At 71.2% G+C, this 14993-nt stretch carries 17 protein-coding genes; 7 read left to right on the top strand and 10 right to left on the bottom strand.

The genetic code is table 11. From position 1 onward, the window contains the following. Positions 1 to 31: 31 nt before the first annotated feature. The 3 genes from K1T34_RS13100 to K1T34_RS13090 are packed head-to-tail and all read right to left on the bottom strand — an operon-like array spanning position 32 to position 2948. Positions 32 to 679 carry a TetR/AcrR family transcriptional regulator gene (locus K1T34_RS13100; protein ID WP_220247172.1) on the bottom strand — a complete coding sequence of 216 codons (648 nt, stop codon included), beginning with the start codon at positions 677 to 679 and terminating at the stop codon, positions 32 to 34. Continuing rightward, a complete protein-coding gene (locus tag K1T34_RS13095; protein ID WP_220244538.1) occupies positions 676 to 2208 on the bottom strand; it encodes an ATP-dependent acyl-CoA ligase in 1533 nt (510 codons plus the stop codon). Before K1T34_RS13095 ends, K1T34_RS13100 begins: the two co-directional genes overlap by 4 nt. Continuing rightward, positions 2205 to 2948, bottom strand: coding sequence for an enoyl-CoA hydratase/isomerase family protein (locus K1T34_RS13090; protein WP_220244537.1), 744 nt, complete (start codon positions 2946 to 2948; stop codon positions 2205 to 2207). The genes K1T34_RS13095 and K1T34_RS13090 overlap by 4 nt, the downstream gene beginning before the upstream one ends. 47 nt (positions 2949 to 2995) lie before the next feature. On the opposite strand from K1T34_RS13090, the gene K1T34_RS13085 reads away from it, so the two are divergent. Continuing rightward, positions 2996 to 4612, top strand: coding sequence for an amidohydrolase (locus K1T34_RS13085; protein ID WP_220244536.1), 1617 nt, complete (start codon positions 2996 to 2998; stop codon positions 4610 to 4612). 1 nt (position 4613) lies between these two features. On the opposite strand, the gene K1T34_RS53270 is transcribed toward K1T34_RS13085, so the two are convergent. Next, complete coding sequence (locus K1T34_RS53270) at positions 4614 to 4943, bottom strand: hypothetical protein (protein ID WP_255638483.1); 330 nt, start codon at positions 4941 to 4943, stop codon at positions 4614 to 4616. Positions 4944 to 4988: 45 nt separating this feature from the next. Between K1T34_RS53270 and K1T34_RS13075 the strand changes: the two genes are divergently transcribed. From K1T34_RS13075 to K1T34_RS13055, 6 genes are all read left to right on the top strand, one after another. Then, a complete protein-coding gene (locus K1T34_RS13075) occupies positions 4989 to 5429 on the top strand; it encodes a GNAT family N-acetyltransferase (RefSeq protein WP_220244535.1) in 441 nt (146 codons plus the stop codon). Between the two features lie 110 nt (positions 5430 to 5539). Continuing rightward, positions 5540 to 6223: a metal-dependent transcriptional regulator gene (locus tag K1T34_RS13070; protein ID WP_220244534.1), complete on the top strand. Its 684-nt coding sequence runs from the start codon at positions 5540 to 5542 to the stop codon at positions 6221 to 6223. An 88-nt stretch (positions 6224 to 6311) separates the two neighbouring features. Then, a complete protein-coding gene (locus K1T34_RS13065; RefSeq protein ID WP_220244533.1) occupies positions 6312 to 7133 on the top strand; it encodes an LLM class flavin-dependent oxidoreductase in 822 nt (273 codons plus the stop codon). 74 nt (positions 7134 to 7207) lie between these two features. After that, positions 7208 to 7540 (top strand): transcriptional regulator, encoded by a 333-nt coding sequence (locus K1T34_RS53265; RefSeq protein WP_255638482.1) that lies wholly within the window; start codon positions 7208 to 7210, stop codon positions 7538 to 7540. A 218-nt stretch (positions 7541 to 7758) separates the two neighbouring features. Beyond that, complete coding sequence (locus tag K1T34_RS13060; protein ID WP_220244532.1) at positions 7759 to 8838, top strand: alcohol dehydrogenase catalytic domain-containing protein; 1080 nt, start codon at positions 7759 to 7761, stop codon at positions 8836 to 8838. A gap of 188 nt (positions 8839 to 9026) precedes the next feature. Next, positions 9027 to 9647, top strand: a complete 621-nt coding sequence (locus K1T34_RS13055; protein WP_220244531.1) for an alpha-ketoglutarate-dependent dioxygenase AlkB — start codon at positions 9027 to 9029, stop codon at positions 9645 to 9647. Here the strand turns inward: K1T34_RS13055 and K1T34_RS13050 are convergent. From K1T34_RS13050 to K1T34_RS13025, 6 genes are all read right to left on the bottom strand, one after another. After that, a complete protein-coding gene (locus K1T34_RS13050) occupies positions 9616 to 10203 on the bottom strand; it encodes a helix-turn-helix domain-containing protein (RefSeq protein WP_220244530.1) in 588 nt (195 codons plus the stop codon). The genes K1T34_RS13055 and K1T34_RS13050 overlap by 32 nt on opposite strands. A gap of 415 nt (positions 10204 to 10618) precedes the next feature. Beyond that, complete coding sequence (locus K1T34_RS13045) at positions 10619 to 11485, bottom strand: biotin-dependent carboxyltransferase family protein (RefSeq protein ID WP_220244529.1); 867 nt, start codon at positions 11483 to 11485, stop codon at positions 10619 to 10621. Next, positions 11485 to 12084 (bottom strand): 5-oxoprolinase subunit PxpB, encoded by a 600-nt coding sequence (pxpB, locus tag K1T34_RS13040; protein ID WP_220244528.1) that lies wholly within the window; start codon positions 12082 to 12084, stop codon positions 11485 to 11487. The genes K1T34_RS13045 and pxpB overlap by 1 nt, the downstream gene beginning before the upstream one ends. Then, a complete protein-coding gene (locus K1T34_RS13035; RefSeq protein WP_220244527.1) occupies positions 12084 to 12833 on the bottom strand; it encodes a LamB/YcsF family protein in 750 nt (249 codons plus the stop codon). The genes pxpB and K1T34_RS13035 overlap by 1 nt, the downstream gene beginning before the upstream one ends. After that, on the bottom strand, positions 12824 to 13618 hold the full coding sequence (locus K1T34_RS13030; RefSeq protein ID WP_220244526.1) for a putative hydro-lyase: 795 nt from the start codon (positions 13616 to 13618) through the stop codon (positions 12824 to 12826). The genes K1T34_RS13035 and K1T34_RS13030 overlap by 10 nt, the downstream gene beginning before the upstream one ends. Next, on the bottom strand, positions 13615 to 14889 hold the full coding sequence (locus K1T34_RS13025; protein ID WP_220244525.1) for an MFS transporter: 1275 nt from the start codon (positions 14887 to 14889) through the stop codon (positions 13615 to 13617). Before K1T34_RS13025 ends, K1T34_RS13030 begins: the two co-directional genes overlap by 4 nt. Positions 14890 to 14993: the final 104 nt, after the last annotated feature.

Genomic DNA, 14993 nt, shown 5'->3' with positions numbered 1-14993 from the left:
CACGTTCGCCCAATCAGCAAGGCGTAGGTCGCTAAAACCCCGGCTGAACAGGCATGTCCCACACCTGGGCGACCACTTCCAGGCACTGTCGCAGATCGGGAACAGCTACGGCAATGGGGTGGCCGAGTGCGCCCAGCGCCAGCTCCGCGTAGTGCGTGGCCAGCCCTTCGAGCGACAACGGCCCCAGCGGCGAGTACCAGCGCGCCACCCCGCTGCACATCTCCAGCAGTGCCAGGCGCGTCACAGCCGGGTGGGCGGTGTGGAACACGCCCGCCGCCACGCCGTCGGAGATCGCCTGCGCCCACAGACCCTCGTATTCGTCCCGCAGAGCGACGACTCGCGTACGCGCGGCATCCGAAAGCGCGTCGACTTCGTTGTCCACCACGCGGGTTTCGGCGGGCCGCGCGGCGTGGGCGAGCACGTGCAGCGCGACGAGCGAACGCAGGCGCGCCACGGGATCGGCCGCGCCGGCGGTGGCCTTGTCCGCCGCGTCGAGCAGCCGCCGCAACGCGGTGGTCATGATCTCGACGAGCAGGTCCTCCTTGGTGCCCATGTAGTGGTACAAGCTCGCCGACGACAGCTCGGCCTCGCTCGCGAGGTCGCGGATGCCCGTGCCGTGGAAACCCTTGGCGGCGAACAGTTTCACCGCCGCCGCGCGCACACGCTCGCCGCTGCTCACAGCCACGTCCCCGTGGTCCGGTCCCATGCGCCCGCGCGCAGGTCCGCCACCTTGCGCAGCTCGCCCTTCGCGATGCGTTCGGACGGGGTGCGCGGCAGTCCGTCGGCGAACGCCCAGAAGCGCGGCACCTTGAAGTACGCCAGCTTCTCGGCGCAGAACTCGGCGAGCTCTTCGGGCGCCACCTCGCCTTCGCAGACGACGTAGGCCTTCACCTCTTCGCCGCGCAGCTCGTCGGGCACCGCGAGCACGGCCGCCAGGCACACAGCGGGGTGCAGCAGCAGCGCGCGTTCCACCTCGTCGGCCGAGACGTTCTCGCCGCTGCGCCGGATCATGTCCTTGGTGCGGCCTGCGAAGAACACGCGGCCCTCGGCGTCCATGCTCGCGAGGTCGCCCGTGTGGAACCAGCCGCCGGCGAACGCGCGCGCGGTGGCTTGCGCGTCGTCGTGGTAGCCGTGCATCAGGCCGATACCACGGATGAGCAGCTCGCCGGTTTCCCCGCGCGGCAGGGGTTTCCCGTGCTCGTCGGCGATCAGCACCTCGCGGTCGCGGCTGGGCCGGCCGATGCAGCCGGTGCCCACGGCGACGTCGTGGTCGGCCTCTGGCACGCGGATGTCGCCGCCGGTCTCCGTCATGCCGAACGCCTCGTACCACGGCGCGCCCCACCGCTGTTCCAGCTCGGCGTGCAGCTCGCGCGGGATGGCCGACGCGCAGATCGCGCGGACGCGGTGGTTGCGGTCGTTTTCGTGCGGCGGCTGGCGCAGCAGGAGTGTCGGCATCAGGCCGAGGCAGTAGAACCACGTGACGCCGTACTCGCGCACCTTGGCCCAGAACGTGGACGGGTGGAAGCGGTCGAGCACCACGAGTGTCGCGCCGCTCGCGAGTCCCAACGCGACGTTCCACTGTGGATCGATGTAGTGGAACGGCTGGGCGGTCAGGAGGATGTCTTCTTCGCCGACGGCGGGGAATTCCGTGGCGAGGCTGACGGCGAGCGTGGTCCAGTACCGGTGCGGCAGTACACAGCCCTTGGGGGCGCCGGTGGTGCCGGAGGTGTACTGGATGTTCACGGGCTGCTCGGCGACGACGTTCGTGACCGGCTTCGCGTCCGAAGCCCGCAGATCCGCCGGCGTCAGCACCCGCTCCACGGCGGTGTCCGGCGCGATCTTCTCCAGCAGCTCCACGAACTCGTCGGCCGCCACGGCGAACCGCGCGCCGGAGTGGCGCAGCACGTGGGCGCCGTCGAACTCGCGGTAGTTCGTGTTCACCGGCACCAGCACCGCGCCGAGTTTCGCCAGCGCGAGCCACAGCAGCGGGAACTCCGGCTGGTTGCGCAGCATCACGGCCACGCGGTCGCCGGGCCGCACGCCCAGCTCGTGCAACGCGGCGGCGAACCGGCCGCTGCGCTCGTCGACGTCGGCGAAGGTGAACCGCTCGCCCGTCGCGTCGAAGACCCACGCGGTGCGCTCCGGCCACAGCTGCGCGGCGCGGTCGAGCAGCGCCACGAGGGTGTCGGCCTGCTGCAGGGTCTTCACGCACGGCTCCGGAACGCCTCGGTGGACTCGCGCACGGCGGCCGAGTGCTCGGTGATCAGCGCGTGGCTGACCTCCAGCTCCAGGGCCGATTCCAGTGCGTGGTCGATGCCGGAGTCGAGCGCCCGCTTGGCCATGGTGGCGGCCTCGGCGGGGTGGTGCGCGATCTTCTCGGCCCAGCCCAGCGCCAGTGTCATGAGCTCGGCGGCGGGCACGGCGGCGTTGACCAGACCCAGGTCGTGGGCGCGCAGGCCGTCGAAGCGCTCGCCGAGCAGGAGCAGTTCCTTGGCCTTCATGGGCCCGACGAGCAGCGGCAGCAGGCGCGAGGCCGCGCCCGTCACGCTCAGCCCGAGCGAGACCTCGGGGAAGCCGAACACGGCGTCGTCGGCGGCCAGTACCAGGTCGCAGCCGAGTGCGAACTCCGCGCCGGCGCCGAGCGCGTAGCCGTGCACGGCGGCGATCACCGGCTGCGGCAGCGCGCGCAGCCTGCGAGTCACGTCCTGCAGCCGGTCGAGCCGGGCCCGCGAGTCGCCTTCCGACGTCGGCTCCTTGAGGTCGTGGCCGGCGCAGAAGGCGCGGCCGTTGCCGGACAGCAGAACCACGCGGGCGGTGCTGCGCGCGACGCCGTCCAGCGCGGTCAGGAAGTCGTCCACCAGAACGGGCGCCACGGCGTTCAGCCGCTCGGGGCGGTTCAGCCGGATGTGTGCGATGCCGCCCTCGACGGCGAGGTCCACGGTGCTCATGGCAGCGAGCCTAGACGTTCGATCGATCGATCGATAGGGTCTCGTTCATGCGGGTCGACGCGGTGTACGAGAACGCCCGGCTGCTCACCGGGGACAGCGCCATCGGGGACAGCGCCACCGGGGACAGTGCGCTCGCCGTGCTGCATGGCCGGGTCGTGGCGCTGGGCGAGGACGCCGAGGCGCTGTCTGCGCGCCGGCGGATCGACCTCGGCGGCGCGTACGTGGTGCCCGGGTTCCACGACGCCCACAACCACATGGCGTGGTTCGGCATGGGCCTGGACGACGTGGCGCTGAGCGACTGCCGCACCGTCGAGGAGGTCTACGACGCCGTGGCGCGCCGGGCCGCGGAGCTGCCCGCCGGCAGCTGGGTCATCGGCAGCGGTTACGACCAGAACAAGCTGGCCGGCGGCGCGCACCCCGACCGCCACGGCCTCGACCGCGCCGCGCCCGGGATGCTCGTGCGGCTCAAGCACACGTCCGGGCACATGACCGTGGTCAACTCCGCCGTGCTGCACCAGCTCGACCTCGCGCACGTGCCGGTGGGCGGCGACGTGGTGCTCGACGCTTCCGGGTCGCCGACCGGGCTGTTGCGCGAGCAGGCCCAGCTCCTGCTGCGACCGCTGACCTACCCGGCGCCGATCGATGCCGTGGTCCGCGGCCTCGACCGCGCGAGCGAGCAGTTCCTGGCCGAGGGCATCACGAGCGTGCAGGAGGCCGGCATCGGCGGCGGGCTGGTCGGGGAGACGCCCGCCGAGCTGGCCGCGTACCAGCTGGCGCGCGAACGCGGGGTGCTGCGCGTGCGGAGCACGGTGATGGTGGCCGCGAGCGTGCTCCACGACCTGTCGGACGGCGCCGGGTTCGGCCTCGACTTGGGCCTGCGCACGGGCTTCGGCGACGAGTGGCTGCGCGTCGGGCCGATGAAGCTCTTCGCCGACGGTTCCCTGGTCGGGCGCACCTGCGCGATGCACGAGCCGTTCGCCGGCGAGCCGGGCAACCGCGGCTACTTCCAGGTGCCGGAGGAGGAGCTGGCCCGCACGATCCGCCTTGCGCACGACGCCGGCTGGCAGATCGCGACGCACGCCATCGGCGACCGCGCCATCACCGTGGTGCTCGACGCGTACGAAGCCGCGTTGGCCGCTTCGCCGCGCGAGGACCACCGGCACCGCGTCGAGCACTGCGCGGTGCTTCAGCCGGCGGAGCTGGCGCGCCTGGCTCGGCTGGGGCTCATCGCGTCGCCGCAGGGCCGGTTCGTGAACGAGCTGGGCGACGGCATGCGCGCGGCGCTCGGCGAGTCACGGGTGCCGTGGTGCTACCGCCTGCGCAGCGTCCTCGACGCCGGCTGCGTGCTGCCCGCGAGCTCCGACCGTCCGGTCGTCGACGGCGCGCCGCTGCTGGGCCTGGCCGACATGGTGCGCCGGCGCACGTCGTCGGGCGCGCCGTTCTCGCCCGAGGAAGCGCTCACCCCGCAGGAGGCGCTGCGCGCGTACACCTACGGCTCGGCGTACGCGACCTTCGCCGAACACGACCTCGGCACGCTGGATCCGGGCAAGCTGGCGGACTTCGCAGTCCTTTCGGGTGACCCGCTGTCCACTATGGACACTATGGACGATCTCCGCGTGCTCGCCACCGCCGTGGGCGGCGAACTGCGCTACGAGGCATCGTGACCTATCGCTTGCCGACGAACGCACACGCTTCGCGCGCCAGCGCGGGCCAGTCGAGCGACGACTCTTGGTCGAGCGTGAACCACTCCTTCATCGGCGTGCCCTTGTTCGCGTCGAACCGCACGCCGTGGCCCTCGGCCACCAGCGCGTCGACGCGGCGCTTCGGCAGCTTTACCACGAGGTGCCCGCGCACGAGCATGGCGAAGATGCGGTTGTCCACGCGCAGGGCACTCGACCCGAACCCGCTTCCGGGCCGCGGCGGCTCGACGCCCTCGGCGTCTTCGCCGCCCAGCAGCTCGTCGATCAGGTCCTCGAATCGGTCTTCGGGGCTCATGTCCGCACCGTAACCGCCACCACCGACAAGATTGGGGTTCCTCGCATGCCCGTCCGCGACGCCGTCTTCGAAGACGCCGAAGAGATCTGCGCGCTCATCGAAGAGCACGCCGTGTACGAGGACAAGCACGACCTGAAGCTCGACCGCGCCGAGATGAGCGGGTACCTGTTCGGGCCCGAGCCCAAGGCATGGGTCGTCCTCGCGACGCTGCCGGACCGCCCGGACGTGGTCGCGGGCTTCGCGTTCTGCAGCTGGAACTTCTCGACGTGGGAAGCTCGGCCGGGGATCTGGCTCGACGACCTGTTCATCCGCCCCGAACACCGCCGCCACGGGCTGGGCCGCGAGCTGCTCGACGAGCTGCGTTCGCGCACCACCGGCCGCGTCGAGTGGGACATGCAGGCGAGCAACGAGAAGGCCGAGGCGTTCTACACGCAGCTGGGCGCGGAGCCCGTGCCAGGCTGGATCCGGTACCGCTGGCGGCCGTGAGTGCCGCTGTCCGGACCACGCTGGTCCGGACCGAGTCGTTCAGCGTTGAACCACATTCGGGCGCCCCACGGCGTCCGGACGGTGAGGGGTGAGCCCGTATCGTATGCGGTATGGAAGATGGTTCCGTCCGGAGGTCGTCGTCGGTCGAGGACTACGTGCGCGTGATCTACGGGCTCGTCGAGCGCGGTGAGGCCGTGACCAACGCGACGCTGGCGGGACGGCTCGAGGTGAGCCCGTCGTCGGCGTCGGGCATGGTCACGAAGCTTTCGCAGCTCGGGCTGGTGGCCCACGTGCCCTACCGGGGTATCGAGCTGACCGCCGAGGGGCGGCTGCTGGCGCGCTCGGTGTTGCGCCGGCACCGGCTGATCGAGACCTACCTCGTCTCCGAGCTGGGCTACACCTGGGACGAGGTCCACTCGGAGGCCGACGCGCTGGAGCACGCGGTGTCCGACCGGCTGGTCGAGCGCATCGCCGTCAAGCTCGGCAACCCCCTGCGCGACCCGCACGGCGACCCCATCCCGGCCCCCGACGGCAGCGTCGAGGAGGTGCCGATGCGCATCCTGGACGACCTGCCGCCCGGCGCCGTCGGCGAGATCGTGCGCGTGTGGGACACGGACCCGGAGCTGCTGCGCTACCTCACCGAGCACGCCATCGGCCTGGGTGAGCGCATCGAGGTGGTGGAGCGCCAGCCGTTCGGCGGGCCGATGGTCGTGAAGGTGGGCCAGCCGCCGGACGCGGCGACGCACGCGATCGGCAAGGAGATCGCGCAAGCGCTGTCCGTCGCCGTGCGCTGAGGCTGAGCCGCTGCGCTGACGGGCGTACGCGCCGGTGTCGCTCCTCGGCGGATGTGGGCTACCCCCGCCGGCGCCGACGATGGTCGCCATGACCATCAAACCGTTCCGCTTCGGGATCGTCGCCGGGTACGCCCCCGACCTCAAGGCCTGGACCGACCAGGCTCGCCGGATCGAGGAGCTCGGCCTCGACACCCTGCTTGCCACCGACCCCGTCGGCGACGCCGACCCGCTCACGCTCGTGCCCGCGGCCGCTGCCGTCACCAGCCGCCTCACGCTGGGTACCTTCGTGCTCGCCGACCCGTTCCGTGACGCTCGCCAGCTAGGCTGGCAGGTGTCCACGTTGCACCGCGTGACGGGCGGCCGGTTCGAGCTCGGCCTGGGCGTCGGGCGGCCCGGCGCCGGTGCGTTCGCACGCGGCCTCGGCCGGGAGTTCGCGTCGCCGGGTGAGCGCATCGCGCGCCTGGCCGACACCATCGCGTTCCTGAAGGAGACGCCCGAGCGGCCGCGCCTGCTGCTCGCCGGCGGCGGGCCGAAGATGCTCGCGCTCGCCGCGCGCGAGGCCGATGTGGTCACTCTGTCCTGGGCACCCCGGACCACGGAATCCGAAGCCGATTCTATTGTGGACAACTTTCACGAAATGGCGGGCACGCGATTCGGGGCGATCGAACTTTCGGTGAATCTGATAGCCGTCGGAAATGCGCCGGCACCCCACATCGCGAAGTACACCGGAGTGGATGTTCCCGAGCTCGCCGAGCGCGGCGCCGTCACGGTTCTGCCGGAAAACCCTGGTGTGGCAAGGGAAACTCTTCTCCGGTGGCGCGAACGGTGGGGGATTTCCTACGTCACCGTGAATTCCGGCTACGCAGAACCCTTGGCGGAGATCGCTCGTTCTCTCTCCGCAGGCGGGTGAGTGCCCTTCCGATCATGTGGAGTCCGGCCTACGCTCCGAGGTTTCGGGAAGCGACATGGTTCGGAGCGTGTGCGATGACCGGTCAGCGAACGTCGACGATGGACAGGGCGGAAACGGCGGAACGGGATCTCGGGCGGCTGCTCGAGGCCGGCCCGTTCGCGGACGCCCTGCGAGCGGCAATCAGGGCGAGGGGGCTGGGACTGGACAGGATCAGATATCGGTTGCGTGGCAGGGGAACTTCCCTGAGTCTCGCGACATTGAGCCACTGGCAGTCGGGCCGGTGCCGCCCGGAGCGGCCGGAATCGTTGCAGGCCCTAAGGAATTTGGAAGACATCGTCGGGGTGCCGCCAAATTCCCTGCGCAGGTTGCTCGGGCCCCCACGCTCGCGCGCGCAGTTGCACCGCTGAATTCGCAGCTGGAACACAGCGACCCGCCCGCCGTGACTTGACCCACGCGCGAGATCGCTCAAAGGCGATCTCGCGCCCCTCGGCGGAGCCGAGGCCAACGATGCATCGATCTCGCGCCGGGGCTGGGTTTGAGGGGTTGGGGCAGGGCGGAAGCGCGCGGCAGGAGCAATCCGAGCAGGGCGTGAGTGCGCGGGTCGTCGATCTCTACGATCAATCCCATGCGTGCGGTCGTGATCGAGCAATTCGGGGTGCTGCCCCAGGTGGTCGAGGTGCCGGATCCGGTGGCGCCGCCCGGTGGGGTGGTGATCGCGGTGGACGCCACGGGTGTGTGCCGCAGCGACTGGCACACGTGGCAGGGCCACGACGAGGCCGTGAAGCTGCCGCACGTCGCCGGCCACGAGCTGGCGGGGCGGATCGCGGCGATCGGTGCGGGCGTGCGCGGCTGGGAGGTCGGCGCGCGGGTGACGGTGCCGTTCGTGTGCGCGTGCGGTAGCTGTGCGCAGTGTGCGCGCGGTGACCAGCAGATCTGCGACGACGAGTTCCAGCCGGGAGCCACCCATTGGGGGTCGTTCGCGGAGCTCGTGGCGATCGAGCACGCGCAGGCCAACCTCGTCGCGCTGCCGGACGCGATGTCGGCGGCGGAGGCCGCGGCGCTCGGCTGCCGCTTCGGCACGGCGTTCCGCGCGGTGCTGCGGCAGGGCGGTGTGCGTGCGGGCCAGTGGGTTTCCGTGTACGGCTGCGGCGGCGTCGGGATCTCCGCCGTGCTGCTGGCCGCGGCTGCGGGCGCGAAGGTCGTGGCCGTGGACGTCTCGCCGGCCGCGCGGGCGCTCGCGGAGCGGTCGGGTGCGGTGCTGAGCGTCGACGCGGGCGTGTTCGAGGGGCCGGAGGCGCTGGCCGAGCACGTCCGGTCGCTGACCGGCGGTGGCACCCACGTGTCACTCGACTGCCTGGGCTCGCCGGCCACCTGCGCCGCGTCGGTCGGCAGCCTGCGCAAACGCGGCCGCCACGTGCAGGCGGGCCTGATGCCGCCCGCGCAGGGCGTCGCGCCGATCCCGATGCACCGCGTGATCGGCGGCGAGTTGGAGATCGTGGGCATCCATGGCCTGCAGGCGCACGAGTACCCGGAGTTGCTGAGCGTGGTCGAGCGGTCGGGCATCGACCTCGCGGGCCTGATCGGCACCCGGATCGGCCTCGACGACGTGCCGGCCGCACTGGTCGCGATGAACGACCCCGTGCCCGCGCGAGCCGGCGTGACCGTTGTCGAGTTCGGGCGGGCGAGTTCGGGCGACGCACGGTGATGACCCTCGACCGTCGCGTCACGTGTCCATCTTGTAGCTGATCGACACCTGGCCTGTTACACATGAATGTGGGAGTGTCGAGGCGGCGGTTACGGCGAGGGGTACCGCCGCAGGAGCACCCGGCTGGACCCTTCGGGTAGCTCCTGCGGTCTGCCGAGCCCTGCCTGTGCGATGCGACAATGTTCGCGATGGAACTGCTGCCACGTCCCCGGGTCGAACTCGCGCCTGGCGCGGTCCACGTCCCCGACTGGCTCGACCTCGACGAACAGCGCTCGCTCATCGAGTCCTGCCGTGGCTGGCGCGGCTACCGCCAGACTCGCCTGCCCAGTGGCGGCGTGATGTCCGTCCGCATGGTCTGCCTCGGCTGGCACTGGCTCCCGTACCGCTACTCCCGCACCCGTGAGGACGGCTCGCCGGTGGAACCGTTCCCGCCCTGGCTCGGCGACCTCGGCCGGCGCGCGGTGGCCTCGGCGTACGGCGACCACGCCGGCTATGACCCCGACGTCGCACTCGTGAACTACTACGACGCCGCGGCCAAAATGGGCCAGCACCAGGACAAGGACGAGCGCTCCCTGGAGCCGGTCGTGTCCCTGAGCCTCGGCGACACCTGCGTCTTCCGCTTCGGCAACACCGAGAACCGCAACCGGCCCTACACGGACATCGAGCTGCGCTCCGGCGACCTGTTCGTCTTCGGCGGCCCTTCGCGGCTGGCGTACCACGGCGTGCCGCGCACCCTGCCCGGCACGGCCGACCCGGCGCTGGGCCTGACGGGGCGGCTCAATCTGACGTTGCGGGTGTCGGGTTTGTGAGGTTGTCCTCCGGGAGCACGACGAGCCGGATGGCCATGTCCCGCGCGCCTGGCTCCGCTTCGATCGTGTACTTCCACAGCAGCGCCCGGAAGTCGGTCGCAAACGCTTCCACCTGGTCTTTGGTGAGCGTGAGTCCGGCCCGGTAGATCTGGTTCCAGCCTTCCGAACTGTCGTAGCCGGCGTATGCGCGGACGACGAGGTCGAGGTCGTGGCTCATCTTCAGCGCGCCGATCTGCGTGGCGGCCGTGCGCTCGTCGTCGGTCAGTTCGAGGCCGGGCGGGGTGTAGATGTTGGTCATCATCGAGCGCCACCACCGTTCGCGGCCTGCCGAGCGCTCCTCGATCTCGGCGATCAGCTTCTGCTCGGCGAGCTTGCGCAGGTGGTAGCTCGTGGTGCCCGTGCTCTCGCCGAGCGCCTTGGCGACGCTCGTCGAATTCGCTTCGCCGTGTTTGCCCAGGTAGCCGAGGATGTCGCGGCGCACCGGGTTGGCCAGTGCCTTCTGGAGGGCCTTGAGGTCGGGGCCGGTGAGGACCCGCTGTTCCGGTGGTTCCGCCATGCCACTCAGCGTAGTGCAGAGAACCATTGCAGAAAAAGTTTGCAAAAAGTCTCTGCAATTGACTAGCCTGGCCGGGACGAAGGGGGAAGTCATGAAGCGGGGTTGGGTGCCGGCGCTCGCCGGAGCGGGATTGCTGCCGTGGCTGGGAATCTTGGCCGCGACTCTGCCCGACACGTATGCGGCGCAGCACTGGCGGCTCGCGTGGGTGGGGCTCGACGTGCTGGAGTCGGTCGGCCTGCTGCTCACGGGCTGGTGGCTGCTGCGCGGCGATCGCCGCGCGCCTGTCCCTGCGGCCGCCACGGGGGCGCTCCTGCTGGTCGATGCATGGTTCGACGTGACCACGGCCGGGCCGGACGTCGCGGCGTCGGTGGCAATGGCGGTGCTCGAGGTGTCACTGGCGGTGTTCTGCCTGGTGTCAGCCTTCGCGGCTCAGCGCGAAGCGCACGCGCTGACCGGGCCGCAGCTGCGCGGCGACGTCGAGGTCGGGTTCGCGGACGACGGCGGGCACGGGATAACCGCCGGTCACGGGGTGGTCGGCGAGGAACAGGATCGGCACGCCAGAGGGTGGCACCTGCAGTGCGCCCGGCACGGCGGCTTCCGGCGGCAGCTCGCCGGTGCGAGCGCGGTCGAGCGGCGGCCCGTCGAGGCGGACGCCGACGCGGTCGAGGTCGGCGGTCACCGTGTAGCGGGAGGTGACCAAAGTGGACAGTGCGGTCCGCGTGAACCAGTCGAGGCGCGGCCCGGGGGTGACGCGCAGGACCGGTTCTTCCGAAAGCCGGGCCAGGGGAGCCAGGTCGACGACCGGCTGCCCGGCGACGACGTCCCCCACCGGAAGGGTCATGCCCGGAGCCAGGGGCGGCGGCCCGAGACCGCCCATGGTGTCGGTGGCCCGCGCGCCGAGCACCGGCCGCACGTCGAAACCGCCGCGGACGGCGACGTAGCAGCGCAGGCCGCGGGTGGCCGTGCCCACCACCAGCTCCTCGCCGGCTCGCAGCACGATAGGTCCGTTCGGTGCGGCCGCCCGCCGCCCGGCCCGCACCGCGACCTCCGCCCCGGTGACGGCGACCAACGCGGCTTCGGAGACCCTCAGCCGCAACCCGCCGAGCGTCACTTCCAGGGCCGCGTGCGTCTCGGGATTGCCGACCAGCCGGTTCGCCAGCCGCAACGACGAACGGTCCGCCGCCCCCGACCGCCCGACCCCGACGGCGGCGAGACCGGGCCGGCCCAGGTCTTGAACGGTCGCGAAGGGACCGGTCGCGAGCAGTTCCACCTTCCCGGTCATCACACCGCCTCGAACCGCACGCGCGTGCCCGGTGTGAGCCGGTTGGGCGGGTCGCGCTCGACGTCCCAGACCGGCAGCGAAGTCGTTCCCACCAGGTGCCAGCCACCGGGGGACGGGCGGGGGTAGACCGCCGAGTACTCGCCCGCGATGGCGACCGAACCGGCGGGCACGCGGGTGCGTGGCACGGAACGGCGCGGCAGGTGCAGTGCGGGATCCAGGCCCGTCAAGTAAGCGAAGCCCGGCGCGAAGCCGCAGAACGACACCACGTACGAAGCCGAGCTGTGCAAGGACACGACCTCCCGCACCGACAACCCCGAAGCCTCCGCGACATCGGCGAGATCCGCCCCGTCGTATCGCACCGGCACGGTGACAGCACCCGAAGAGCCGGTGACAACATCCACAGTGGACACCGAAGACAACAACCGCGTCAACGAAGCCACCTCCACCACCGCAGGATCGAACCGCACCAACAGCGTCTGCGCGGCCGGCACCAGCTCCACCACCCCGGCCGGCAGATCCGACTCCAACGCCGCCTGCAACCCGAGCACGTCCTGAGCCTCCACGAGAACCGCGGAACCGCCGTACGGCAACACGGCCATCACACGAACGACTCCACCGTGACCCCCGCCTCCGTCAACGAAGCGCGAATCCGCCGCGCGATGTCCACGGCCCCCGGCGTATCACCGTGCACACAAAGGGAAACCGCCCGTAGGTCGAGCTTCCCGCCGGCCACATCGATCACCGAACCCGTCGTCGCCATGGCCGTGGCCCGTGCGGCGACCTGGTCGGCGTCGTGCAGCACCGCACCCGGCAGCTTGCGCGACACGAGCTGCCCCTCCGGCGTGTAAGCCCGGTCCGCGAACGCCTCCGCGTACCCGGTCACCCCGGCCGCCGAAGCCGCGCGCAGCATCTCCGAGTCCGGGGGACACAACAGCGCCAACCCGGTGCCGAACTGCCGCACGCCCTCCACGAGCGCCGCCGCCTGCGCCGGATCCACCGCCGCCGTGTTGTACAGCGCACCGTGCGCCTTCACGTACTTCACCGAAGACCCCGCCGCCCGCGCGAACGCGTCCAACGCGCCGATTTGGTACAGCACGTCGTCCGTGAGATCCGCAGGCGAGATGTCCAGCGCCCGCCGCCCGAAGCCGGCGAGGTCGCGGTACCCCACGTGCGCCCCGATCGTCACGCCGCGCTCGGCCGCGCGGGCGCACACCCGCCGCATCACGCCGGGGTCGCCCGCGTGGAAGCCGCACGCGATGTTCGCGCTGGTCACGATGTCGAGCATCGCCTCGTCGTCGCCCATCCGCCACGCACCGAAGCCTTCGCCGAGGTCGCTGTTCAGATCCATGTCTCTCCCGTCTCGCGCTGGTCTGTCAAGAACATGTACCCCGGCGCGTGCGTGATGGCGAACGGCGGCCGCGAAGCCATCACCGCCGCCTGGGGGGTGACGCCGCAGGCCCAGAACACCGGCACGTCACCGGGTTCCAGGTCCACGGCGTCGCCGAAGTCGGGACGCGCCAGGTCCGCGATGCCCAGCGCGGCCGGATCGCCGACGTGCACCGGGGCGCCGGGCAGCGAGGGCGACGCGGAGGTGATCCGCACGGCCTCGTCGAGCAGTTCGGCCGGGACCGGCCGCATCGTCACCACCAACGGTCCGTGCAGCCGCCCGGCCGGCGTGCACGGCCGGTCGGTCACGTACATCGCGACGCCGCGCCCCTGTGTCAGGTTCCGCAGGGGCACGCCGCCCGCGACCAGCGGCGCCTCGAACGAGTAGGTGCAGCCGATGGAGAACGCCACCATGTCGCTGCGCCACAGGCCCGTCGCGTCGCCGACCTCGCCGGTCAGCACCCCGTTGTGCCACACGCGGTAGCGCGGCAGATCGGTGCGCAGGTCGGCGCCTGGCGCGAGCCGCGAGCCTGGGTCGCCGGGCCGGCTGACGTCGAGCACCGGGCACGCGCGCGGGTTGCGCGCGCAGAACAGCAGTACGTCTTCGGCCCAGTCCTGCGGCACGGCGATCAGGTTGGCCTGCGCGTAGCCCCGCGCCCAGCCCTCGGTCGGTCGCTCGGTGCCCGCGCGGAAGAGCGCGCGGGCCTCGGCGGGCGTCAGCGTGGCGGGGTCGCGGAACGTGGTCATGACCCGATCCCGGTCAGTTCCCGTCCGCGGGTTTCGGGCAGGCCCAGCAACGCGAGCGCGGCGATCGCGTACCCGACGGCGCCGAGCGCGATCGCGCCGCCCGCGCCCATGAACCCGACCACCGCGGGGAACGCGGCGCCCACCGCGCGCCCGAAGTTGTACGTGAAGCCCTGGCCCGTCGCCCGGACCTCGGTCGGGTACAGCTCCGCGAGGTACGCGCCGAAGCCGCTGAAGATCGCCGACGTCGAGAAGCCCAGCGGGAAGCTGATCAGCAGCATGAGGCCGTTGGCGCCGTAGGGCAGTTGCACGAACAGCACGATCAGCGCCGCCGACAGCACGGAGAACAGCAGGAAGGTTCGCTTGCGCCCCAACAGGTCCGCGAGGTACCCGCCGCAGACGTAGCCGATGAACGCGCCGGGGATCAGCAGCGCGAAGTACCCGCCGGTGCCGACCACGGAAAGGCCGCGGGAGGTCTTGAGGTACTGGGGCATCCACGTGAACAGCGTGTAGTACCCGCCCTGGACACCGGTCGCGAGCAGCGCCGCGAAGAGCGTGGTGCGCAGCAGGCCGGGGCGAAAGATGCCCGCGAGCGAACCGCGCGCCTTGATCTTCAGAGTCGTCAGGCGGCGTTCGGTCACGTGCTCGGCGTCGGCCACGCGGCGGCGCACCCACAGCACCAGCAGCGCCGGCAGCGCACCGACCCAGAACAGCACGCGCCACGCGACGGCGTCGTCGAGCACGCTGAACAGCACGGTGTAGACGATCACCAGTAGGCCCCAGCCCACGGCCCACGCGCTCTGCACGAACGCGACGGTCCGGCCGCGGTAGCGCGCCGAGCAGTACTCGGCGACCAGCGCGGCGCCGACGGCCCACTCGCCACCGAAGCCGAGGCCCTGCAGGCCGCGGAACACCAGCAGCGTCTCGAAGTTCGGTGCGAAACCGCAGAGCACCGTGAAGACCGTGTACAGCGCGATGGTCAGCTGCAGCGTGCGGACACGGCCGATGCGGTCGGCCAGCACGCCGGCGCCGATGCCGCCGATCGCGGAGACGACCAGCGTGGTCGTGCTGAGCAGGCCGGCCTCGCCCGAGGAGATGCCGAAGTACGCCGTGATGGCGGCCAGACCGAACGGCAGGGTCTGGTAGTCGAAGGAGTCGAGCCCGTAACCGCCGAAGGCGGCGAAGAAGGCGCGCTTGCCCTTGGGTCCGAGGGAGCGGAACCACTCGAACGGCCGGGCCGCACTCGTGGTGCCTGCTGTCACGTTCGTGTTCATGGGTACCTCGCAGGGAGAGTCTCATAGTGGCACGAGTCACATGTCAGTCACCGTACGGATTGTTGAACAATTCCACAAGTCTCTCATTTTATTGTTCTCAACCC

Origin of the sequence: Amycolatopsis sp. DSM 110486 (assembly GCF_019468465.1) — a bacterium.
In the GTDB taxonomy this organism is placed as follows: Bacteria; Actinomycetota; Actinomycetes; order Mycobacteriales; family Pseudonocardiaceae; genus Amycolatopsis.
The sequence above is the reverse complement of the archived record's forward strand: the minus strand, read 5'-3'. Positions and strand labels throughout refer to the sequence as shown.